The sequence below is a fragment of the Herbaspirillum sp. CAH-3 genome (genome assembly GCF_009668275.1).
In the GTDB taxonomy this organism is placed as follows: Bacteria; Pseudomonadota; Gammaproteobacteria; order Burkholderiales; family Burkholderiaceae_D; genus Herbaspirillum; species Herbaspirillum aquaticum.
This window is the reverse complement of record NZ_VSWE01000001.1, coordinates 35,196-57,725: the sequence shown is the minus strand read 5'-3', so window position 1 is coordinate 57,725 and position 22,530 is coordinate 35,196. Positions and strand designations below refer to the sequence as shown.

The following is a 22,530-nucleotide window of genomic DNA, read 5'->3' as shown; positions in this document are numbered from 1 at the left end:
GCTCAAACTTGGGCGTTGGCCTCATTGAGCGCATTGACGATGTCGGCGCGCTTGAGGTCCGGAGCGAACTGCTGGATGAAATCGAAGGCATAGCCGCGCAGGTAGGCACCGCGCCGTACCGCCAACCGGGCGATGTTGGCCTTGAACAGGTGGGAGGCATTGATGGCCACCATCTCGGTGTGCTTGCCCTGGTCCACCGCCATCGAGGCCACCAGGCCCACGCCCATGCCCAGCGAGACGTATTGCTGGATCACGTCCGAATCCATGGCGGTGAGCACGATGTCGGGCTCGATGCCGGCCTGGCGGAAGGCTTCGTCGATATGGCCGCGGCCGGTAAAGCCGACGTCATAGGTGATCAGCGGCCAGGTGCCCAGGTCTTCCAGCGTGACCTGTTCCACGCCCAACAGCGGGTGGCCTTGCGGCACCACGATCACGTGGCTCCAGGTGTAACAGGGGAAGGACACCAGTTCCTTGAACTGCGACAGGCCTTCGGTGGCGATGCCGATGTCGGCCTTGCCCGAGATGACCCATTCGGCGATGTGTTCCGGGGCGCTCTGCTGCAGGGCGATGCGCACCTGCGGGAAGGCGTCGCGGAAGGCCTGCACCACGCGCGGCAGCACGTAGCGCGCCTGGGTGTGGGTGGTGGCAATGGAGAGCGTGCCGCTCTGCTCGCCGGCGTATTCCTTGCTGGCGCGGCGCAGGTTCTCGGCTTCCAGCAGGAGCCGCTCGACGATGCCGAGGATGCCCTTTCCGGGTTCGGTCAGGCCGGTCAGGCGCTTGCCGTTGCGCTCAAAGATTTCCACGCCCAGTTCTTCTTCGAGCTCACGGATCTGGCGGCTCACGCCGGGTTGCGAGGTGAACAGTACATTGGCCACCTCGGTCAGGTTGAAGCCGCAGCGCGCGGCCTCGCGGATGGAACGCAGCTGCTGGAAGTTCATCGTGCCTGCCCTCCATCATGCTGTGCAAAGACCTGCAGGCGACGCGGGCGGACCACCAGGGTCTCGCCGTTCTTCAAGCCCAGTTGGGCGAAGCGTTCATTGGGGATGACCGCTTCGATCAGCTCGGCATTGTCGTCGCGTTCCAGTTCCAGCTGCGCCAGCGGACCGATGGCATGCGCGCGGCGCAGTTGCACCACGATGCCTTCGGCGCCGGGCGAGTAGCGCTCCACATCGAGGTCATGCGGACGCACGAAACCGACCCCGGCCGCATCGCGGATATCGTCGTGGCCGGGCGCCTCGAAGCGCGCACCGCCGGCGTCGAGCACGCCTTCATGCAGGCGGCCATGGAACAGGTTCACATTGCCCAGGAAACCGTAGACGAACGGCGAAGCCGGATGGTTGTAGACCGTCTCGGGCGTGCCGATCTGTTCCACTTGACCCTTGTTCATCAGCACCACCTGGTCGGCGACTTCCAGCGCTTCTTCCTGGTCGTGGGTGACGAAGATGCTGGTCACGTGCAGTTCATCATGCAGGCGGCGCAGCCAGCGGCGCAGTTCCTTGCGCACCTTGGCATCGAGGGCGCCAAAGGGTTCGTCCAGCAGCAGCACGCGCGGCTCCACGGCCAGCGCACGGGCCAGCGCGATACGCTGGCGCTGGCCGCCGGAGAGTTGCGGCGGATAGCGGTCGGCCAGCCAGTCCAGCTGCACCAGCTCCAGCAGGCGCTTGACCTTCTCGCGGATGACCGCCTCCGAGGGACGTTGCGCACGCGGCTTGACGCGCAGGCCGAAGGCGATGTTCTCGAACACCGTCATGTGCTTGAACAGCGCATAGTGCTGGAACACGAAACCGACCTGGCGTTCGCGCACGTGGCGGGCCGAGGCGTCTTCGCCATCGAGCAGCACCTGGCCCGAATCGGGCGATTCGAGGCCGGCGATGATGCGCAAGAGCGTGGTCTTGCCGCAGCCGGAGGGGCCCAGCAAGGCCGTCAGTTCGCCCGCGGGGAAATTGAGGGACACGTCGTTGAGCGCGGTGAAGCTGCCGAAACGCTTCTGGATGTGATGGACTTCGATGCTCATGATGACTCCTTAAGCTTGTTCGCTGGCGCTGTGCTGCTGGTGCAGCCGCCATTCGATGACGCTCTTGACGGCCAGCGTGACCACGGCCAGGAAGGCCAGCAGCGAAGCCACGGCAAAGGCGCCGGTGATGTTGAATTCGTTGTAGAGGATCTCGACCTGCAGCGGGATGGTATTGGTCTCGCCGCGAATGTGGCCGGAGACCACCGAGACGGCGCCGAACTCGCCCATGGCGCGCGCATTGCAGAGGATCACGCCATACAGCAGGCCCCATTTGATATTGGGCAGCGTGACGTGCCAGAACGTACGCCAGCCGGAAGCACCCAGCACCAGCGCGGCTTCTTCCTCCTCGCTGCCCTGCGACTGCATCAGCGGGATCAGCTCGCGCGCCACGAACGGGAAGGTCACGAAGATGGTGGCCAGCACGATGCCCGGCACGGCGAAGAGGATCTTGATGTCATGCTCGCGCAGCCAGGGGCCGAAGTAGCCCTGCAGGCCGAACAGCAGCACGTAGATCAGGCCCGAGATCACCGGCGAGACCGAAAACGGCAGGTCGATCAGGGTCAGCAGCACGTTCTTGCCACGGAACTCGAACTTGGCAATCGCCCAGGCTGCGGCCACGCCAAAGACCAGGTTCAGCGGCACGGCGATGGCGGCGGCCAGCAGCGTCAGCTTGATGGCGGACCAGGCGTCAGGCTCGGTAATGGACGCCACGTAGACATCCCAGCCCTTGCGCAGCGCTTCGTAGAACACCGCCACCAGCGGCACGAACAGGAACAGGGTCAGGAAAGCCAGTGCAATGCCAATCAGCAGCGCACGCACCCACCAGGGCTCGGTGATGGCACCGGGGGTCAGCGGCGGCTCGCCACGGGCAATCGCATTGGCTTGCGGGGCAGCGCTCATGTCAGGTCCTTTCCGACTGGCCGCGCTTGCGGGTCCAGGCTTGCAGCAGGTTGATGGTCAACAGCAGGATGAAGGAAACCAGCAGCATGACCATCGCAATGGCGGTCGCACCGGCATAGTCGTACTGCTCCAGCTTGGTGACGATGAACAAGGGGGTGATTTCCGAGACCATGGGCATGTTGCCGGCGATGAAGACCACCGAGCCGTATTCACCCGAGGCGCGCGCAAAGGCCAGCGCAAAACCGGTCAGCAGCGCTGGCAGCACGGTCGGGAAGATCACCTTGGTAAAAGTCTGCCAGCGGCTGGCACCGAGGCTGGCGGCGGCTTCTTCGAGCTCGCGCTCGGCTTCTTCCAGCACCGGTTGCACGGTGCGCACCACGAAGGGCAGGCCGATGAAGGTCAGCGCCACCAGCACCCCCAGCGGGGTGAAGGCAACCTTGATGCCCAGGGGCGCCAACAGCTTGCCCAGCCAGCCGTTCTGCGAATACAGCGTGGTCAGGGCAATGCCGGCGACCGCAGTGGGCAAGGCGAAAGGCAGGTCCACCAGGGCATCGATGATGCGCTTGCCGGGGAAGCGATAGCGCACCAGCACCCAGGCCACGATGCCGCCGAAGATCACATTGAGAAAGGCGCCGATCAGCGAGGCACCAAAGCTCAAGCGATAGGAAGCCATCACCCGGGGCGAAGTCACCGCGTCGATGAAGCCGTCCCAGGTCAGGGTGAAGGTCTTCAAGAACAGCGCCGACAGCGGGATCAGCACGATCAGCGCCAGGTAGAAGAGGGTAAAGCCCAAAGACAGCCTGAAACCGGGCAAGACGCGCCGGTTGGCACTGCCCGACGAGCGGGCTGGCGCGGCCGCAGGAGCGGCAAGGGAGACAGGAGATGCGGACATGTCGTTCTCTTATTATTACAAATGCGACTATAGGTGAGCGATATTCGCACCCGCTAGTTATAAAGAGAACGAAGCTTTTTGCATGTCCTTAGAAGAAAAGCGCATAAAGCCGGCTTGAAAACCGTCTTTATGCGCTCATGGGGAGGATGTGAAGCAAAAGGCTTCAGGCGATCCGTTCGAGCAGCTCCAGCAGCCACTGCTGGCCTTCGGTCCAGTCGCCCAGGCCGGATTCGGAATTGATATGCCCGCGTGCACCCACCGAACGGAACTGCGCACCCCAGGCCTCGGCCCAGTGGCGGGCGCGCTCGGCGCTCATCCAGGGATCGTTGTCGCTGCCCACCACCAAGGCCGGATACGGCAGCTTGTGCCGCACCGCCGCGCTGAGGCTGAACTTGACCGGATCGGCCGGCGCCACCAGCAGGGCCGCCACGATGGGATGCGCAGACCCCTCGGAAGCCGCCTGCAGGGCCGCCGTGCGATGCACGGTGGTCAGGCAGCCGAAGCTGTGCGCCACGATCACCGTGGGGCGGCCATCACGCGCCAGCACTTCGCCCAGGCGGGCCGACCAGCGCGGCAGGTCCGGGGTTTCCCAATCATCCTGCTGCACCCGTTCGAAGCCGGGATAAAGACGCTGCCAGCGCGATTGCCAGTGTTCCGGGCCGCTGTCGGAGAGGCCCGGTGCCACCAGCACGCGGAAATCGGCCAGCCGGGCCGGTGTCGTGGAAGAAGAAGGAGAAGTCAGACTCATGCAGGCCCCGCGGCGAGTGATGATTCATGCAGTATGCCTTACGCGGCATCCTTCAGGCCAAGCAAGGTGTCCGGCAGGCGTGCGGCCGGCACATCCCACAGGTAGCCTTGGGCCAAAGTGGACTGGGCCAGAGCCTGACAGTACCAGGCCAGTTTGTCGAACACTTCCTTGTTTTCGACCCGCTTGAAGAAGATGCGCACCCCCTGCTCGGCCGCGCGCAGCAGCAGCAAGGCCACGCTGTCGGGATCGGCCAGCTCGCGCGCATCGACCTTGATGAGATCCGGCTTGACCTTGTCCAGCAGGCCGAGCGCTTCCAGCGGGCTGTTGGCCGAGACCCCCAGGCGGAAGCCATTGCGGCGGTAGTTGTCCAGCACGTAGTTGAGCAGCCAGCGCTGGTTGGGCGTGACCACCGGCAGTTGCAGCACGATGCGATCGTGGGGCAGCTCCAGCGCGGCCAGGATGCGGCGATAAGCCACGCCGTGATTGTTGTTGACGGCGGCCAGCAGGCGCGCATGCACCGAGAGGTGAAGCTCGGGGGCATCGTCGCCGGCCTGGCGGTAATAGTTGATGGCGTGCAGCATGCGGCACAGCCGGTCCAGTTCCACCGACTCGTCGTCGCTGGCGGCCTGGTCCAGCAGTTTCCACAGGTGCAGGCCGTCGTCGACGGCCGAGTGGCTGCGGGCAAAGGCCTCGCAGGCAACGATGTGGCCATCGTCGAAACTGCGCACCGGCTGGAAGGCCGAGGTCAGCGAGGTGTTGAAGAAACGCCCGGCGGCGCGCCCCTGTTCATCCAGCCAGACCTTGGAGGACGTTGCGCCACCGCTGTGCTGCGCATCGAGGCGGGCCAGATAAGCCTTCAGTGCCAGATATGCCATCGGGCCTGCTCCTGAAAAAATGATGCCGCCCGGCCGGGGCGTCCGGCCGGGGCGGCCAGACGATCACAGCTTGGCGATCGAGACTTCGGTGGCCTTGACCAGTGCCACCACTTCGCTGCCGATGGTCAGGCCCAGGTCCTTCACGGAGCGGGTGGTGATGACCGAGGTCACGATACCGGCCGGGGTTTCCACATCTACTTCGGACACCACCGAACCTTCGATGATGGCCTTGACCTTGCCCTTGAACTGGTTACGGACGTTGATTGCTTGAATGGTCATGCTCTGCTCCTTGATGAAACGGCGTCGGCACCTGCCGCGCCGCATGGGTTGAAATGGGATACGACTAAAAAACTGAAAATCGGGTCAAACCTTCATGCGGTGAAACTCACACCGCCCATTGCACCTGATGTACGCCACGTGGCGTGAAGAAATCTTCAGATGGCTCTGTAGCCGCCTCACTGCCGGGGTGCCGCAGCACCCGCGCCAGGATCGCTTCTTCCAGGGCGGCAAACTGCGCCTGGCCGCGTGAGCGCGGGCGCGCCAGGTCGATGCGCTGGTCCAGCGCCACGTGGCCATCCTCGATGAGCAGCACGCGGTCAGCCAGGGCGATGGCTTCCTGCACGTCGTGGGTCACCAGCAAGGCGGTGAAGCCGCGTTCGCGCCAGAGCGATTCGATCAGGGACTGCATTTCGATGCGGGTGAGCGCATCGAGCGCGCCCAGCGGTTCGTCCAGCAGCAGCAATTGCGGGTCGTGGACCAGCGCGCGCGCCAGGGCTACGCGCTGGCGCTGGCCACCGGAGAGCACCGCCGGCCATTCGCCGGCACGCTGGTCCAGGCCGACCTGGCGCAGGGCATTGAGGGCCTGCGGCGCGGCCTGCTTCGGCAAGCCCAGCGCCACGTTGGCCTGGACCCGCTTCCACGGCAGCAGGCGCGCATCCTGGAACATGATGCGGATCTCGGGCTCGCCACTGCCTTCGTGTTCATAGAGGACCTCGCCGCCACTGGCGCCATCGAGCTGGGCCACCAGGCGCAGCAAGGTGCTCTTGCCGCAGCCGCTGCGGCCGACGATGGCGACGAATTCGCCGGGTTCGATGTCGAGGTCAATGTCGTGCAGCACCGTGCGGCCGTTGAAGGACTTGGACAAGGCGCGCAGCCTGAGGCCTACGCCCCGGCCGGCGGCACGACTGACTTGCTGGTGTTCCTGGGTGTCATTGCGCATGATGGTTTCCTGATGCATTGGTGGGGCAGGTCATTGGTAGCCGGGGTGCCAGCGCAGGAAGAAGCGTTCCAGCGCCCGCGCCGCGGTATCGGCCAGCTTGCCCAGCAAGGCGTAGAGCAGGATGCCCACCAGCACCACATCGGTCTGCAGGAATTCGCGGGCATTCATGGTCATGTAGCCGATGCCGGCCTGCGCCGAGATGGTCTCGGCCACGATCAGCAGCACCCACACCAGGCCCAGCGCAAAGCGCAGGCCGACCAGGATGGAGGGCAAGGCGCCCGGCAGGATCACGTCGCGATACAGCGTCCAGCCCGACAGGCCGTAGCTCTTGGCCATCTCGATCAAACCCTGGTCCACCGAGCGGATGCCGTGGAAGGTATTGAGGTAGACCGGGAAGAACACGCCCACCGAGACCAGGAACAGCTTGGCCGTCTCGTCGATGCCGAACCACAGGATCACCAGCGGGATCAGGGCCAGCGCCGGAATGTTGCGCACCATCTGCAGGGTGGTATCAAGCAGCAGTTCGGCCGAACGCAGGCTGCCGGAAAGCAGGCCCAGGACCAGACCGAGCCCTGCGCCGACCGCAAAGCCGGACGCGGCGCGGCCGCTGGAGACGGCCAGGTGGCGCCACAGCTCGCCGGAGGCGGACAGGTTCCACGCGGCCTTCAAGACGGCAAACGGTTCCGGCAGGATGCGGCTGGACAGCCAGCCGGCCTGCGCGGCGATCTCCCACCACACCAGCAGCAGGACGGGCAGCAGCCAACCGACCCAGGCGCCACGCGGCTTGCGGGCGGCCTTGGCAACAGCCTTGGGGCGCGCCTGCTCCTGCGGTGCAGTGTTGGCGAGCACGGGATTGGATGCGCTGGTCATGCCGGCCTCAGCTTGCCGACACGCGCACCGGCGCGGGCTTGGGCAGTTCGGTATTGCCGACGATCTCGCCGAAGGGACCGGGCAGGCCTTCGCGCTGGGCGCGGGGCAGCAGCGGGAACACCAGTTCGGCAAAGCGGTAGGATTCTTCCAGGTGCGGATAGCCGGAGAGGATGAAGGTATCGATGCCCAGGTCCGCATACTCCTTGATGCGCGCAGCCACGGTCGGGCCATCGCCCACCAGTGCGGTGCCGGCACCGCCACGCACCAGGCCGACGCCCGCCCACAGGTTGGGGCTCACCTCCAGCTTGTCGCGGCGGCCGCCGTGCAGGGCCGCCATGCGGCGCTGCCCTTCCGAGTCCATGCGGGCGAAGTTGGCCTGGGCCTTGGCGATGGTCTCGTCATCCAGGCGGCTGATGAGTTCATCGGCGGCGCGCCAGGCGGCTTCATTGGTATCGCGCACGATCACGTGCAGGCGGATGCCGAAGCGCAGCGTGCGGCCTGCCTTGGCGGCGCGTTCGCGGACGCGGGCGATCTTCTCGGCCACGGCAGCGGGCGGTTCGCCCCAGGTCAGGTAGACGTCGACCTGCTCGGCGGCCAGGTCGATGGCCTCGTCCGAGGAGCCCCCGAAGTACAGCGGCGGATACGGTGCCTGCACCGGCGGATAGAGTGCCTTGGCGCCCTTGACGCGCAGGTGCTTGCCCTCGAAGTTGGTTTCTTCGCCAGTGCGGGTCTTGGCCAGCACGTCGCGCCAGATCTTGAGGAATTCGTCGGACACTTCATAGCGCTCGGCATGGCTGCCGAAGATGCCATCGCTCTCCTGCTCCACCGGATCGCCACCGGTGACTACGTTGATGAGCAGGCGGCCATTGGAGAGGCGGTCGAAGGTGGCGGCCATGCGCGCCGACAGCGTGGGCGCGGTCAGGCCGGGACGCACCGCCACCAGGAATTTCAGGCGCTGCGTCGCATCGATCAGGCTGGCCGCAGCCACCCAGGCGTCTTCGCAGGAACGCCCCGTGGGCAGCAGCACGCCGTCATACCCGAGGGTATCGGCCGCCACGGCGACCTGCTTCATGTAGTCGTGGGTCACCGGGCGCGCGCCTTCGGAGGTGCCGAGGTAGCGGCTGTCGCCGTGGGTAGGGATAAACCAGAAAACGTTCATGCTTGACTCCTGTGCTGCTGGACTAGAGGTGTTCGATGTCAGTGTTGTTTATTTGAGGACGGCGTCGCTGACCTTGAGCTGCTTGGGGATCAGCTTGAGTTCAAAGAAGGCGTCGGCGATCTTCTGCTGCTCGGCCAGCACCTGGGCATCGACCGGCTTGTAGACGTGGGCATAGCGCTTGAGGCCCGTCTGGATGATGTCGGGATCCAGGCCCTGGATGGGCGCCAGCTGGGCGGCGGCTTCAGCGGTGTGGGTACGGACCCACTCGCCTTCACGGGTGATCTCTTCCAGCAGGATCTTCTGGACCTGCGGGTTCTTGGACGCGAAGGGACGTGCGCTCAGGAAGAACTGGTGGTGGCTGACCGCGCCCACACCCGAGGCCAGGCGACGTGCGCCGACCTGTTTTTCAGCGGCGGCCTGGAACGGATCCCAGATCGCCCAGGCATCGACCGCACCGCGCTCGAAGGCGGCGCGGGCGTCAGCCGGGGCCAGGTAGACGGGCTGGATGTCGCTGTATTGCAGGCCCGCTTTCTTGAGCAAGGCCACCACCAACCAATGCACGTCGGAACCCTTGTTGAAGGCGATCTTCTTGCCCTTCAGCTCGGCCACGCTCTTGATGGGCGAATCCTTTTGCACCAGCAGGCCTTCGGCGTCCGGGGTCGGGATTTCATAGGCGGTGTAGACAAAGTCGGCACCGGCCGCTTGGGCAAAGACGGGCGGTGCTTCACCGACGTAGCCGAAATCGACCGAGCCCACGTTGAGCGCTTCCAGCAGTTGCGGACCGGCCGCGAACTCGGCCCACTTCACTTCCACGCCCAGCGGCTGCAGGCGCTTTTCCAGCGCGCCGTGGGCTTTGAGCAGCACCAGGGTATTGGCGGCTTTCTGGTAGCCGATGCGCAGCAGCTTGGTTTCCTGCGCCTGGGCCGGGGCCGCGCCCAGGGAGAAGGCCAGTGCGCCCAGGGCGATGGCGGAGAGGCGCTGCAGGGTGCGGCGGCGCGGGGAATGAATGCTCTTGTTCTTGTTGGCGGACACGATGTTTTCTCCAGATTCCAGAATGCGGGCGTGCAGAGGGCCGTCCGCTCTACCAGCCGGTTCTTTTTTCAAGTCGGATTGCGCTGCCGGATCAGGTCCGGCCAGCTTCAGTTCAGTACGACACGCTGTACTGCAGCTGCGAGAAGGGAATCTCGCGGAATTCTTCAGGTGCGACCTTGTGCAGGGCTTGCAGGCTGGCCGAGAGCTGCTCCACGCCTTCACTGACGCGGGCCTCGATGGGCGCATCCAGCACCAGGCCGTTTTCTTCACTCCAGGTCACCTGCGCCTCGGTGGCGTAGATGCTGGGCAGCACGTGCTTGGGGTTCAGCGACGACAGCACCGGGCGCAGCGCATAGTCCAGCGCCAGCATGTGCGACTGGCTGCCACCGGTGGCCAGCGGCAGCACCAGCTTGTTGGTCAGGCCAAACTGCGGCAGCAGGTCCAGGAAGGCCTTCAGGATGCCGCTGTAGGCCGCCTTGTAGACCGGCGTGGCGACCACCACGGCCGAGGCTTCCTCGACGGTGGCCAGGGCCGCCTTGATCTCCGGATCGTTCCAGTCGGCGCGCAGGATGGCCTGTCCCGGCAGGTCGCGCACATCCAGGCGCGCGTAGCGATGGCCCAGGTGCGCCAGCTTGTCGCCGACGTGGTGCAGCAGACGGGTGGAACGGGAGGGTGCCGAGGGGCTGCCGGCCAGTAACAGGATGGTCATGTCGTGTGCTTGTGCTCAGGGGTGGATGGAACCGGCCAGGCCGGTCCCTCTTGCAGGTTCAGGTCACTTCTTGTTGGGTGCGTAGAGCTGGTCGAACGTACCGCCGTCAGCAAAGTGCGTCTTCTGCGCCTTCTGCCAGCCGCCGAAATCCTTGTCGATGGTCACCAGGTTCAGCTTGGGGAATTGCGAAGCGTACTTGGCGGCAATCTTGGGATCGATGGGACGGTAGTAGTTCTTGGCGATGATTTCCTGGCCCTGTTCCGAGTACAGGTACTTCAGGTATTCCTCTGCCACCTTGCGCGTACCGCGACGGTCAGCGACCTTGTCCACCACGGCCACCGGCGGCTCGGTCAGGATGGAAACCGAGGGGGCGACGATGTCGAACTTGTCCGGGCCCCATTCCTTCAAGGAGATCAGGGCTTCGTTTTCCCAGGCCAGCAGCACGTCACCGATGCCGCGCTCGACGAAGGTGATGGTGGCGCCACGGGCACCGGAATCGAGCACCGGCACATTCTTGAAGAGCTTGGCGATGTAGTCGCGCGCGGCGTCGTCGCTACCGCCCTTCTGCTTGGCATAGGCCCAGGCCGCCAGGTAGTTCCAGCGGGCACCGCCCGAGGTCTTGGGGTTGGGGGTGATGACGGAGACGCCCGACTTGATCAGGTCGCCCCAGTCCTTGATGCCCTTGGGATTGCCCTTGCGCACCAGGAACACGATGGTGGAGGTATAGGGCGAGCTGTTGTGCGGCAGGCGCTTTTGCCAATCGGCCGGCAGCAGCTTGGCCTTTTCCGAGATTTCGTCGATGTCATAGGCCAGGGCCAGGGTAACCACGTCGGCATCGATACCGTCGATCACCGAACGGCCCTGCTTGCCGGACCCGCCGTGAGAGGCTTTGATGGTGACGTTGTCGCCGGACTTTTCCTTCCAGTACTTGGCGAAGGCCTTGTTGTAGTCGGCGTAGAGTTCGCGCGTCGGGTCGTAAGAGACGTTGAGCAGCGAAATATCGGCCGCGTGCGCCAGCGAGGCGGCTTGCGCCAGCACCAGCGCGGCGGCGACCGATTTGATGATCTTCTTCAGCATATCCGTTCCCGAATGTTCTGTTGTTTTGGAGCACACAGGTTAATAAGCCTGCTGTCCAAAAAGAACGAATACTTTCTTCTCTCGATATGCGAAAAACAGATATGAAAGAACACGGCGCCGGAATAAGGATCCCGGTCTATATAACCAAAGTCTTGGTTGAGGGAACGCGCGTGCAGAAATGGTGCCAAGCTGCCCTCCCCGGCTGACGCGGCTTTGCGGCCCGCCCAAGCGGCAAGGTGAAGCTCCCTGCATACAGGAAAAGCACGACCGGACTTTTTGTTCTTTTCACATTGTGGTATAACCGTCATATTGCAACGCACCAGGCCGCGCCATGAAAAAAGAAGCTGCAGGCGAGACAGAACAGATATCGATCCAGGTCATCGAGCGCATGGTGTCGCTGCTCGACGCGCTGGCGGAATATCCCGACCCGGTGAGCCTGAAGGAATTGTCGGCGGCAACCGACCTGCACCCGTCGACAGCGCACCGCATCCTCAATGACCTGGTGGTCAAGCGTTTCGTGGACCGCGTGGAGCCCGGCACCTATCGCCTGGGCATGCGCCTGCTGGAGCTGGGCAACATCGTCAAGAGCCGGCTGTCGGTGCGCGAAGCGGCGCTGGACTTCATGCGGGCGCTGCATCGCAAGACGCACCAGACGATCAACCTGTCGGTGCGGCAGGCCGATGAAATCGTTTATATCGACCGCTCCTTTTCTGAACGTTCCGGCATGCAGGTGGTGCGCGCCATCGGCGGCCGCGCGCCGCTGCACCTGACTTCCACCGGCAAGCTGTTCCTGTCGGTGGACGATCCCAAGAACGTGCGCGCCTATGCCACCCGTACCGGGCTGGCTGGTCACAACAAGAATTCCATTACGGACTTGACCAAGCTGGAGCGCGAACTGTCCATGGTGCGTGCGCTGGGGTATGCACGCGACAACGAGGAACTGGAACTGGGCGTGCGCTGCATGGCCGCCGGCATCTGCGACGACAGCGGCAAGCTGGTGGCGGGCCTGTCGATCTCGGCCCCAGCTGACCGCCTGCAGGATGAATGGGTGGATGACCTGGTCAGCACGGCCAGCCAGATTTCGTCGGCGCTGGGGTATCGCAAGGATCGTGGCTGACACTTCACTTCAGCAGCGTTGGAAGCGAATGCGGGCATAAAAAAAGCGAACCCGAGGGTTCGCTTTTCATTTGATCCAAGTGAATTGAAGTGAAGAAGAATCAACCCTCTTCCGCCCGCACCATCTTCACGCGGGTCAGGTTGTTGGGCTGGTCTTCCACCAGCCACTTGCGCATGCGGGCGGCATCGCCCACGTGCGACAGGCGGCCCTTGGAATCGAGGAACACCATCACGATGGGACGGCCTTCGATGCGGGTATACATCACCAGGCAATGGCCGGCCTCGTTGATGAAGCCGGTCTTCTGCAGACCGATATCCCACTCCTTGTTGGAGGTCAGGCGGTTGGAGCTGTTGTACTGCATGGCGTGGCCGCTGGGCTCGACCATGTACTTGGGATCGGTGGAGTACTGGCGGATGATCGGATAGTTGTAGGCCGCCACCACCAGCTTGGCCAGGTCGCGGGCGCTGGCCACGTTCTGGCTGGACAGGCCGGTCGAATCGACATAGCGGGTATCGGTCATGCCCAGCGAGCGGGCCTTGGCGTTCATCGCCGCCACGAAGGCCGGCAGGCCACCCGGATAGTTGCGGCCCAGCGCCGAGGCGGCGCGGTTCTCGGAACTCATCAGGGCGATGTGCAGCATGTCGTCGCGGCTCAGGGTCGCGCCCACGCGCAGGCGCGAGCTGCTGTGCTTTTCGCGGTCGACGTCGTCATCGGTGACGGTCAGGGTTTCTTCCATGTTCAGGCGCGCTTCGACCACCACCAGCGCGGTCATCAGCTTGGTGACCGAGGCGATGGGGAGCGCAACTGAAGAATTCTTCTCGAACAGGACTTGCGAGCTGGCCTGGTCGATCACCAGCGCCACGTTGGAGCGCAGGCCCACGGGATCCGGGGTGAGATTGAGACCGGCCAGGTCACCGGCAGTCATCACCGGTGGCACCACCGGGATGGACGGAGCGGCCGAGACGCGCTGGTAGCTGACCTGGCGCTTGCCCTTGACCACGCTGACCTTGCGGACCAGTTTTTCGCGATTGTTCAGGGAGCCTTTGGCGACCGTCTTGCTGACGGCCTGGGCCGGGCGCTTGGCCACGACCTTCTTGGCCGGGGCCTTTTTGGCGGCATTGTTGACTGTCTGGGCTGCGGCGGGTGCCAAACCAGCGTGGATGAACAGTAGTGATGTGAAAATGGCCAGCGCTGATTTGATCATAGGTGGAACTCCCCCCAATTTACCCTGAAAGTACACAAGAGAAACGTTGGCAGTGTAGCAAAATGCAGATTTTTCGCAAGAGAATTAAGAGCTTAGCGCATATTTTTAAACGCGTTTCTATCTCCGCGCCCGATCCGGTGCCCCACACTTTTTCGGGATTTGCCTGCAATCTTGCCGGGTTGCTGCTCAATGTTTTTCGACTTTTCTCTAGCAAAACCCAGGCCAACGAGACGGCATTTTAGCAGTCTAGCTGTCAGCTTTCGGTCACAAACCCGATAACAGACGGCAATACTGACTCCAGATGTTCGCTTTGCGATTATCCAAAGTGAAGGGATAACGAGGCAATGTCCCATATCGTTGACGCCCCGTCTGCTGCCCTCAAGGGCAGGGACGGGGCGTTCGCGTGCGCTCGGGGAGCGCGCGCAGGTGCGGGCAGGTCAAGCCTTGCGCGCCTCCAGCATGGCCACGTCGATGGAGAAGGAGCCGTCCGCGTCGAGGGCGAAATAATCTTTCACCTCGCCCGGGGCGGCCTGCCACAGGGCGCGGATGGCGGTGATGTTGTCTTGCGGAGTGCGCATGCGGGCCACCCAGGAATCGAATTCCAGGCGCAGCTTCCAGGTCTTGTCGTGGGCAATGGCAAAGCCGGCCGTGGTCAGCAGCTTGCGCCAGGATTTCAGGCTGACATTGCGTACATGTGAAGTATCACGCAAGAGTTCGATGGCCTGCACATAGGTATCGGCCAGGACGTCCGCCGGGGCCGCGGTGTCGATGACGATGAAGCGCCCGCCCGGCTTGAGCACGCGAAATACTTCACCCAGGGCCTGTGGCAACTGGCGCCAATGGTGGGCCGAGAAGCGTGTGCAGACCAGATCAAAACTGGCATCGGGAAAATCCAGCCGGTCGGCACTGCCCTGGCGCACTGCCAGGTTGGCAAGGCCGCGCTCGGCGGCGGCGCCGGCGACCACTTTGAGCATGTCTTCCGACAAGTCATAGGCAATCACCTTTTCCACCACCGGGGCCACGGCGAAACTGGCATGGCCGCCACCGCAGCCCAGGTCCAGCACCCGTGCGCCAGGGATGGCGGCGGCGATCTGCGCCAGCTCCTGCAGGTCGGCCCCCTGGGCGTGGACGCTGCTGGTGAGGTAGGCGGCGGCGGTGCTGCCGAACTGTTCGGTGACGACTTGCTGATGGCTGCGCATGGCGGGGCTCCAGGGTGATATGAAGGAAAAGACAGCAGTGCTGTGAAGGAAACGCCAGTCTAGCGAATCCTTATCCTGTTACAAGTGAAGCATTTATACTATTACCCCGACCACCACCCTGCCCTGCCTCCATGGAACCCGACCTCGCCCGCCGCGCCCTTGGCGACTTCCTCAAATCCCAGCGCGAACAGACCGCACCGGCCCAGGCCGGCCTGCCGCATCTGGCCCATGGGCGGCGCCGCACATCGGGCCTGCGGCGCGAAGAGGTGGCGCAACTGTGCGGCATCAGCGTGACCTGGTACACCTGGATCGAGCAGGGGCGCACGGATTCGGTCTCGCCGCAGGCGCTGGCACGCATCGCCGATGCATTGCACCTGCCGCGCGCCAAGCGCGCCTATCTGTTTGAACTGGCAGGGAAGAAGGATCCGGTGTTGCCGGCGCAGCAGGCCGCGACCGTGGTGGCACCGGAAATCCTGGAGGTGGTCAGCCAGTTCCGTGCCCCGGCCTACCTGCTGGATCGCTACTGGAATGCCGTGGCCTGGAATGCGGCCGCAAGAAAGCTCTTTGCCGGATGGCTGGATGGCCGCGACAAGCCGCCCAACCTGCTGCGCTTCATGTTCGGCAGCGCGGCCGCGCAATCGTTGACGGTGCAATGGGAACAGCGGGCGCGGCGGCTGGTGGCCGAATTCCGCGCCGATAGCGCCAGCCTGCTGGATGATCCCGAGCTGCAGGCACTGGTGGAAGAATTGTCGGCAGCCAGCCCGCTCTTCCAGCGGGCCTGGCATCTGCAGGATGTGGTGGAGCGCGAAGGCGGCGAACGCCGCTTCCTGCATCCCCAGTCGGGTGAATTGCTTTACCGCCAGGTCAATTTCCGCGTCGCCAACCGGCCGGACCTGAAGCTGGTGACGCTGATGCCGGGCGTGCCGAGGCCCGACTGAAGCAACCCGCGCGATCCGGCAGGACTACTTGCGCACCACGAAGGCCACGCCGATCACGCCCACCAGCATGCCCAGCGCGCCGATGAGGCTGAAGGCCTCGCCAAACATCAGCCAGGCCATCACGGCGGTGGTCGGCGGGGTGAGATAGAGCAGGCTGGTGACGCTGGTGGCGGCGCTGCGGCGGATCAGGGCGAACAGCAGGAAGATGGCGCCAATGGACAGCGCCAGCACCGACCAAAGCAGCGCCCCGATGAACTGCGGGGTCCAGTGCACGTTGCTGAAGTGCCAGTCCAGCCCTTCGAGTGCCACGGCAAAGGGCAGCACCACGACGATGGAAGCCATGAACTGGATGGCCGTACCTGTGCGCAGATCGAAGTGGGCGCAATAGCGCTTCTGGTACAGCGTACCGGCGGTGATGCACAGCAAGGCAAAGACGCACAGCGCGATGCTGGCGGTGGACAGGCCGATCAATGAAATCTTGTTGGCCACCACCAGCCCCACCCCGCACAGGCCGAGCGCCAGGCCAACCCACTGCCGGCCCTTCACCGACTCGCCCAGCAAAGGAGCGGCAAAGGCGGTCAGGATGGGTTGCAGTCCCACGATCAGGGCCGACAAGCCAGCCGGCATGCCGATCTTGATGGCGCACCAGACCCCGGCCAGGTAGCCCGCCTGCAACAGCACACCGGCCACGGCCACATGGCGGATACGGCCGTGCGGCCAGGGAGCGCGAAACAGCACCACCAGCGGCAGCAGGAAGACCAGCACACCGGTGAAGCGCAGCAGCAGGAAAGTCAAGGGAGGGGCATACGGCAGGCCGAACTTGGCCACGATGAAGCCGGTACTCCAGATCAGGACGAACAACAAAGGCACCAGGCTCATCAGGAGCTGGCGAGGCCGGGCGATGCCGGCGGCGGATTGCATCATTTCTTTTCCATCAGCGGACGCCTGGCAGGCAGGGCGTCCGAGTCATCTCATCGTGCGCTCCAGCGGGCGGCGTGGAGGCTGGCGAGTCTTATCGTTTGTATATGAACGGCCACGGTTTGTTCGATATCTCTTCCGTAACCGCCCGCCATCGTAACCGCAACCGGGATTTTATGCTCGTGGGCATAGTTGAAGACGGTCTCGTCCCGGGCCGCCAGGCCAGCCAGGGTCAGCTTCATCTTGCCCAGGCGATCGCCCTCGTGTGGATCGGCACCGGCCAGGAAGATCAGCAACTGCGGGGCGAACCGTTGCTGCAGGGCCTGCAATGCCGCACGCAGGGCTTGCAGGTAGTCGGCATCGCCGACGCCGTCGGGCAGGGCCACATCGAGATCGCTGCGCTCTTTCTCGAAGGGATAATTGTTCTCCCCGTGCAAAGACAAGGTGAAGACCGAGTCATCACGCGCCAGGATGGAGGCCGTGCCATTGCCCTGATGCACATCCAGGTCCACGATGGCCACCCGGGCGGCACGGCGCTCGGCCTGCATCAGGCGGGCCGCAATGGCGGCGTCATTGAAGACGCAGAAACCTGCACCATGGTCGGCATAGGCATGATGGGTGCCGCCAGCCAGGTTCACCGCCACACCCTCACTGAAGGCGGCGCGGCAGGCGGCGATGGTGGCACCGGACGAGCGGCGCGAGCGCTCCACCATCTGCGGCGTCCACGGAAAGCCGATCTCGCGCTGCTCGGCCGCCGTCAACTGGCCGGCACTGGCACGTGCGATGTAATCCGGATGATGCGCCAGGGCCAGTTCGCCGTCGCTGGCAGGCTGGGCCTCATGGAAATCCAGACCCGGCACGGCAGCCGCCGCCCCTTCCCGGATCATCCGGTATTTCACCATCGGGAAGCGGTGCCCCGGTGGCAGCGGCAAGACGAAGTGGTCACTGTAGTAGGCCTTCACATTTTTTCCTGTCGTCATTTTTGGACTTGTCGCAGCGCAACAAAATTGCTTGCTGCAGGGCGCAAACGATTGCGCGCACCGGATCGATAACCGCTTTTGATGCTGCAATGCAAAAAGCTTGTTCGGATTGACATCATTGCTAGGAAAATCCCCAAAAGCTTGCTAAGTGCTTGATTAGACTTGGATCAATTTTGAAGCGCTTTTCTTGATTCCCGCACGATGAAACGTTTGACTTTATGCATGATTGAACTAGAATCCGCCTTGTGCATCGCATCATATTCAAAGAAGAAATTACATCGGAGATCCACCTTTCAACACTGATCGGTCCGTAAGCAATCACAGTCGCTGCCTTGTTCATCAACCCATCAACGAGAAGGATGTTTCAACATGACGACCTACACCGAGCAATTTTCCGCTGCTGCCAAAGCCAACGCTGAAGCGCAAATCGCGTTGTTCAGCCAGCTGGCGAGCAAGACCTTTGAAGGCATGGAAAAACTGGTGGACCTGAACCTGAAGGCGGCCAAGTCGTCGCTGGAAGAAAGCCAGGCCGCCGCACAAAAGCTGTTCTCGGCCAAGGATCCGCAAGAATTCTTCACCCTGTCCAGCTCGCACGCCCAGCCGACGCTGGAAAAGTCGGTGGCCTACGGCCGTCACCTGAGCGGCATCTTCTCCAGCACCCAGGCTGAACTGACCAAGGCTGCCGAAGCCCAGATCGCCGAAGTCAACCGCAAGGTCGTGGCCATGATCGACGAGGTGGCAAAGAACGCCCCGGCCGGTTCGGAGCAGGCCATCTCGATGTTCAAGTCGGCTATCGGCAACATGAGCGCCGGCTACGAGCAGTTCACCAAGAACGCCAAGCAAGCCGCTGAAGTGCTGGAAGCCAATGTGACCAATGCCGTGGACCAGATGTCCCAGGCTGGTGCCAAGGTGGCCCGCGCCGCCAAGAAGTAATCTCCGGGTTCTCCCGCAGAAATGAATGCCCCGGTCTGGCCGGGGCATTTTTTTTGACCAGCGCCAGCAGCAGCCTCAGTTGCTGATCTGATACTCGGCGTGCAGCGCACGCAGTCCTTCCTGCATCTTCTCGAAAGCCGGTTCCACCTGGGCCGGGTCACCCTTGACGCCCAGGTCGATGTGGCGGCGGGTCTTGTCGTCGCCCACGTGCGGCAGGCTGAACACCTTCACCAGCGGGAATTGCGCTTCGATGGCTTCCATCAGGGGGGTCAGGGTCGACTCCATCGCCTCGAACACCAGCATGGAGCGCTCCGCCCAGGCCTGGCGGTGGAACTGGTCGGCGTAATGCGTCTCCAGCACCCACTCGAACATCGGCCAGGCCATCACCGGGAAGCCCGGCGCAAAGTAATGCGCACCGGTGCCGCTGGTGTTCTTGAGCCAGAAACCGGGGATCTTGTTGTAGGGGTTGGGGATGATGGAGGCGCCCTGCGGGAATTCGCCCATCTTGAGGCGGTGCAGGTTGTCCGCCGCGTTGAAGTCGGGCGTGTTGCCGCCTTCGCGGGCCATGTCGGCGATGCGCTCCTGGATCTTTTCCTTGGCCTCGGGATGCAGCACCACCGGCACGCCCAGAGCAGCGGCGGCGCACTGGCGGGTGTGGTCGTCAGGGGTGGCGCCGATGCCGCCGGTGCAGAAGACCACGTCGCCCGTGGCCAGGGTGCGCTTCAAGGTGGCGGTGATGCGCTCGGGATCGTCGCCCAGGTACTCCGCCCAGGACAGCTGCAGTCCGCGCTGGCTGAGCAGCTCCAGGACCTTGGGGAAATGCTTGTCGATGCGGCGGCCCGAGAGGATCTCGTCGCCGATGATGATGAGTCCGAATGCCATGAGTCTGTCTGCCCGAAAGGTTGATGAAACACTGCGGCGATTATGCCCGATTCAAGCTGGGGACGGATTGCCCTGCCCCGCCTTCGTCCCGGGCAGCGGCCATCAAACCGGCGTCAACGTGGCGTCACGTCGATGACATTCGCGTCCGGCGGCCCATCGGGCGCCTGGCCGCTGCGATGGCGCAGCAACGCTTCCAGGCAGTAGAACTGGAACCACAAGCCGGTGAAGACGAACACCACCACGTAGAGCCAGATCGCCACCGCTGCCAGCGCCGGCAGCAGGATCACCGACAGCACCCCGCCCAGCCACAGCAAGGTGGGCGCCGCGCCGAGCGCACCGGCGATGGTGCCCACGGCCAGCAGCGGCCAACGATGCAGGTGCAGCACGGCGCGCCGCTCTTCGGCACTTGCGTAGTCGGCCAGGGTGTCATAGGCCATGACGCGATAGGTCAGCCAGCCCCACAGCAGCGAATGAATGACGAAGGCCAGCGGCGGGATCAGGAATACCCAGATGGTCGCCAGCCACAGCACCGTGAAGACGGCGAAGCACCACAGCGAGGTCCAGAGGCTGCCGGCCACACTGCCGCCGTGGCGCTTGTCCAGCATGGGATAGTGGCGCGTGCCGATGTGACGGGCGATGGCGGGGATGGTGAACAGGCCCACGAACACCAGCGCGGTCAGGATCATCAGCGGCAACAGCGTCCACATGGCCAGCAAGGGCACCAGTACCGTCTTGAGCGCGCCCATGCCGAACCAGGCCAGCATGCCGCCGATTTCGCCGAACATGCTGTGGGAGACGAAGTATCCCTGCAGCCAGTCGATGATGGGTTGCAGCCCCAGCCACAGGCACACGGCCCACAAGCCGAGCGAGACGATGAAGGGCAATACCGTCAGCCACAGCATGCGGATATGCAATTGCGCCAGCAGGGCGCGCCCGAAGGAAGCGATGAACAGGCGCATCAGCGGGGCTTCCTGCGGGTGAATTCGACCAGGCGCTTCAGGCCCAGCCACTGCTGCGCCCAGAAACCGCGTCCGTAATCACGGCCCTTGCCGGCCGGCGGCGGCAATTGATCGCGCACGCCGGTCATGGCGAAGCCCTGGCTGAAGTGGGCGGTGCGGAAGAGCACATCCCAGATCGGGAACAGCACCGCGAAATTGTGTCCGCCCAGAGAATTGCGGCCCCGGCTTTCATGGCCCAGGCCGATGGCGTGATGGGTCCGGTGGAAACGCGGTGACACCAGCAGGTATTCGCCCAGGCGGCCGAAGTGGATGCGCACGTTGGCATGCTGCAGGCTTTGCAGCATGCGCGAGAGCGACACCAGCAGGATGTATTGCGAGGGCTCCACCCCGATCAGGACGGCAATCAGGCCGAAGATGATGTCGTGCACCAGGTTGTCCAGCATGTGATTGCGGTCGTCGCTCCACAGGTTCATGTTCTGCTGGCTGTGGTGCAGGCTGTGCAGCGCCCACATCCAGCGCACGTTGTGCTGGGCCCAGTGGTAGATGTATTCGCACAGGTCCAGCACCACCATGTAGAGCAGGAAGCTCACCAGCGCGCGATCGGTCACGCCCGGCCAGACCTGGTCGAGGTTGAAGGTGCCCCAGCCTTCCAGGTGCAGCGCTTCGGAAAGGTAGGAAAGCGCCGGATCAAGCAGCAGGAAGGCGAGGATGGGGATGACGCCCAGGCGCTGCAGGACGGTGTAGATGAAGTCGTTCCAGCGGGCGCGCGGGTCGGTGATGGGATGCACCGGGATCACGGACTCCAGCGGGCGCAGGACCAGGTACAGGATCACCAGCTCGCAGATGCCCACCAGGACGAATTCGGTGCCGGTGAAGGCTTCCTCGACGAACTCCCCCATGCCGATGAAGAACACCAGCGGTTGCACCAGGGTTTCGAAAAGCCAGCCCTGGACGGTGGCAAAGAGGTCGGAAATGGTCTGGATCATGGATAGCGTTGATTCGGTGTGACGATGCCGGCAGCAGCTCCCCTCCCCTGGGCCGGTGCCGGCTTGGACTGAGGTGCCGGTTCAGTGTTCCTTCCCGGCAGCGAACAGGTGATGATAGGACGGATGCTCGCGCAGCGTGGCAAAGCAGAACCCCTTCTGCTCCAGCCCGCTGATGAGCGGTTCCAGCACGGCCGGCGCCCACGGATCCTGGCGCGACCAGATGCCCATATGGGCCAGGAAGATATCACCATCCTTGAGGCCGTCGAGGGATTTCTTCAACAGCATCTCGTTGGGGAATTTGTCGCTGGGCAGTTCATCGCCCGAGAAGCCGGCCGGTGCCCAGGCCACATGGGCATAGCCGCAGGCCTGGCCGGCCTTGAGCAGGTTGTGGGTCAGGCGGCCGCCTGGCGCTCGCCAGAGCGGATCGAGCTTGTGGCCGGTCAATTGCTGGAAGCGTTGGTCGACACGCTTCATTTCCTCGCAATACTGGGCCGGCGTCCATTGCAGCTTCTTGCCGGCTTGCGCACCAAACTGCGGACGCACCTCGATCTTGCCCTCGGGCAGGTCGCGCACCACGTAGACGTGGTCGAAGGTATGGGTACCGAAGGCATGCCCCTCGGCGACCAGCCGCTTCCACAGAGGTGCCCAGGCAGGATCGAGGGAATAGTCGCCGTGGATGGTCTTCTCGTTGGCGAGGAAGAAGGTGGCCTTGATGTGGTGACGCTGCAGGGTCTGTTCGATCAGCTCGGCCTGTGACTGGCTGCCGGTGTCGAAGGTCAGGTAAATCTTGCCCTTGCAGGCGGGCGTTTCCGGCGCCGCAGATTGCGCAACGGCCTGGCCGGCCGCCAGGATGGCGAACAGGCACAGGCCGCGCAGGGAAGGAGCGAGAGGACGCAGCGTCACCGGCTGGCCCTCCTGG

The 22,530-nt window shown here is 63.8% G+C and carries 24 protein-coding genes; 3 read left to right on the top strand and 21 right to left on the bottom strand.

Annotated features, from left to right (window positions below; all coding sequences use genetic code 11):
- Positions 1 to 2 precede the first annotated feature (2 nt).
- From FYB76_RS00285 to FYB76_RS00225, 13 genes are all read right to left on the bottom strand, one after another.
- Positions 3 to 938 (bottom strand): CysB family HTH-type transcriptional regulator, encoded by a 936-nt coding sequence (locus tag FYB76_RS00285; protein ID WP_088754095.1) that lies wholly within the window; start codon positions 936 to 938, stop codon positions 3 to 5.
- Entirely contained in the window at positions 935 to 2,014 is a 1,080-nt protein-coding gene (locus tag FYB76_RS00280) for a sulfate/molybdate ABC transporter ATP-binding protein (RefSeq protein ID WP_154132302.1), read from the bottom strand. Before FYB76_RS00280 ends, FYB76_RS00285 begins: the two co-directional genes overlap by 4 nt.
- Positions 2,015 to 2,023: 9 nt before the next feature.
- On the bottom strand, positions 2,024 to 2,914 hold the full coding sequence (gene cysW, locus FYB76_RS00275) for a sulfate ABC transporter permease subunit CysW (protein ID WP_088754094.1): 891 nt from the start codon (positions 2,912 to 2,914) through the stop codon (positions 2,024 to 2,026).
- A gap of 1 nt (position 2,915) precedes the next feature.
- A complete protein-coding gene (gene cysT, locus FYB76_RS00270) occupies positions 2,916 to 3,806 on the bottom strand; it encodes a sulfate ABC transporter permease subunit CysT (RefSeq protein WP_088754093.1) in 891 nt (296 codons plus the stop codon).
- A gap of 163 nt (positions 3,807 to 3,969) precedes the next feature.
- Positions 3,970 to 4,554, bottom strand: a complete 585-nt coding sequence (locus FYB76_RS00265) for an alpha/beta hydrolase (protein WP_088754092.1) — start codon at positions 4,552 to 4,554, stop codon at positions 3,970 to 3,972.
- A gap of 38 nt (positions 4,555 to 4,592) precedes the next feature.
- Positions 4,593 to 5,429 carry an EAL domain-containing protein gene (locus tag FYB76_RS00260; RefSeq protein ID WP_154132301.1) on the bottom strand — a complete coding sequence of 279 codons (837 nt, stop codon included), beginning with the start codon at positions 5,427 to 5,429 and terminating at the stop codon, positions 4,593 to 4,595.
- 63 nt (positions 5,430 to 5,492) lie between these two features.
- On the bottom strand, positions 5,493 to 5,708 hold the full coding sequence (locus FYB76_RS00255; RefSeq protein ID WP_006464491.1) for a molybdopterin-binding protein: 216 nt from the start codon (positions 5,706 to 5,708) through the stop codon (positions 5,493 to 5,495).
- 106 nt (positions 5,709 to 5,814) lie between these two features.
- Positions 5,815 to 6,648: an ATP-binding cassette domain-containing protein gene (locus tag FYB76_RS00250; RefSeq protein WP_154132300.1), complete on the bottom strand. Its 834-nt coding sequence runs from the start codon at positions 6,646 to 6,648 to the stop codon at positions 5,815 to 5,817.
- A gap of 30 nt (positions 6,649 to 6,678) precedes the next feature.
- On the bottom strand, positions 6,679 to 7,518 hold the full coding sequence (gene ssuC, locus FYB76_RS00245; protein WP_154132299.1) for an aliphatic sulfonate ABC transporter permease SsuC: 840 nt from the start codon (positions 7,516 to 7,518) through the stop codon (positions 6,679 to 6,681).
- A 7-nt stretch (positions 7,519 to 7,525) separates the two neighbouring features.
- Positions 7,526 to 8,677, bottom strand: coding sequence for an FMNH2-dependent alkanesulfonate monooxygenase (ssuD, locus tag FYB76_RS00240; protein WP_088754089.1), 1,152 nt, complete (start codon positions 8,675 to 8,677; stop codon positions 7,526 to 7,528).
- A gap of 48 nt (positions 8,678 to 8,725) precedes the next feature.
- The gene (locus tag FYB76_RS00235; protein WP_284077483.1) at positions 8,726 to 9,709 is read right to left on the bottom strand and encodes a sulfonate ABC transporter substrate-binding protein; all 984 of its coding nucleotides are present in this window, start codon (positions 9,707 to 9,709) and stop codon (positions 8,726 to 8,728) included.
- A 112-nt stretch (positions 9,710 to 9,821) separates the two neighbouring features.
- Entirely contained in the window at positions 9,822 to 10,418 is a 597-nt protein-coding gene (gene ssuE, locus FYB76_RS00230; protein WP_154132298.1) for an NADPH-dependent FMN reductase, read from the bottom strand.
- Between the two features lie 63 nt (positions 10,419 to 10,481).
- A complete protein-coding gene (locus FYB76_RS00225) occupies positions 10,482 to 11,495 on the bottom strand; it encodes a sulfate ABC transporter substrate-binding protein (protein WP_154132297.1) in 1,014 nt (337 codons plus the stop codon).
- A gap of 331 nt (positions 11,496 to 11,826) precedes the next feature.
- Here FYB76_RS00225 and FYB76_RS00220 point away from each other — a divergent pair, with 331 nt between their 5' ends.
- The gene (locus FYB76_RS00220) at positions 11,827 to 12,612 is read left to right on the top strand and encodes an IclR family transcriptional regulator (protein ID WP_034329682.1); all 786 of its coding nucleotides are present in this window, start codon (positions 11,827 to 11,829) and stop codon (positions 12,610 to 12,612) included.
- Positions 12,613 to 12,712: 100 nt separating this feature from the next.
- On the opposite strand, the gene pbpG is transcribed toward FYB76_RS00220, so the two are convergent.
- Positions 12,713 to 13,816, bottom strand: coding sequence for a D-alanyl-D-alanine endopeptidase (pbpG, locus tag FYB76_RS00215; protein WP_088754087.1), 1,104 nt, complete (start codon positions 13,814 to 13,816; stop codon positions 12,713 to 12,715).
- A 437-nt stretch (positions 13,817 to 14,253) separates the two neighbouring features.
- Positions 14,254 to 15,015, bottom strand: coding sequence for a class I SAM-dependent methyltransferase (locus tag FYB76_RS00210; RefSeq protein ID WP_154132296.1), 762 nt, complete (start codon positions 15,013 to 15,015; stop codon positions 14,254 to 14,256).
- 131 nt (positions 15,016 to 15,146) lie between these two features.
- Between FYB76_RS00210 and FYB76_RS00205 the strand changes: the two genes are divergently transcribed.
- Entirely contained in the window at positions 15,147 to 15,953 is an 807-nt protein-coding gene (locus FYB76_RS00205) for a helix-turn-helix transcriptional regulator (RefSeq protein ID WP_154132295.1), read from the top strand.
- Positions 15,954 to 15,977: 24 nt separating this feature from the next.
- On the opposite strand, the gene FYB76_RS00200 is transcribed toward FYB76_RS00205, so the two are convergent.
- Positions 15,978 to 16,877, bottom strand: coding sequence for a DMT family transporter (locus tag FYB76_RS00200; RefSeq protein WP_088754084.1), 900 nt, complete (start codon positions 16,875 to 16,877; stop codon positions 15,978 to 15,980).
- Between the two features lie 47 nt (positions 16,878 to 16,924).
- The gene (locus FYB76_RS00195) at positions 16,925 to 17,851 is read right to left on the bottom strand and encodes a histone deacetylase (protein WP_154132294.1); all 927 of its coding nucleotides are present in this window, start codon (positions 17,849 to 17,851) and stop codon (positions 16,925 to 16,927) included.
- 369 nt (positions 17,852 to 18,220) lie between these two features.
- On the opposite strand from FYB76_RS00195, the gene FYB76_RS00190 reads away from it, so the two are divergent.
- Entirely contained in the window at positions 18,221 to 18,784 is a 564-nt protein-coding gene (locus FYB76_RS00190; protein ID WP_088754082.1) for a phasin family protein, read from the top strand.
- 75 nt (positions 18,785 to 18,859) lie between these two features.
- On the opposite strand, the gene FYB76_RS00185 is transcribed toward FYB76_RS00190, so the two are convergent.
- The 4 genes from FYB76_RS00185 to FYB76_RS00170 all read right to left on the bottom strand — a co-directional run bounded on the left by FYB76_RS00185 (position 18,860) and on the right by FYB76_RS00170 (position 22,514).
- Positions 18,860 to 19,666: a molybdopterin-binding protein gene (locus tag FYB76_RS00185; RefSeq protein ID WP_154132293.1), complete on the bottom strand. Its 807-nt coding sequence runs from the start codon at positions 19,664 to 19,666 to the stop codon at positions 18,860 to 18,862.
- Between the two features lie 113 nt (positions 19,667 to 19,779).
- On the bottom strand, positions 19,780 to 20,625 hold the full coding sequence (locus tag FYB76_RS00180; protein ID WP_154132292.1) for an EI24 domain-containing protein: 846 nt from the start codon (positions 20,623 to 20,625) through the stop codon (positions 19,780 to 19,782).
- Positions 20,625 to 21,611 (bottom strand): sterol desaturase family protein, encoded by a 987-nt coding sequence (locus tag FYB76_RS00175; protein WP_154132291.1) that lies wholly within the window; start codon positions 21,609 to 21,611, stop codon positions 20,625 to 20,627. Before FYB76_RS00175 ends, FYB76_RS00180 begins: the two co-directional genes overlap by 1 nt.
- 81 nt (positions 21,612 to 21,692) lie before the next feature.
- Complete coding sequence (locus tag FYB76_RS00170) at positions 21,693 to 22,514, bottom strand: polysaccharide deacetylase family protein (RefSeq protein WP_088754078.1); 822 nt, start codon at positions 22,512 to 22,514, stop codon at positions 21,693 to 21,695.
- Positions 22,515 to 22,530 lie beyond the last annotated feature (16 nt).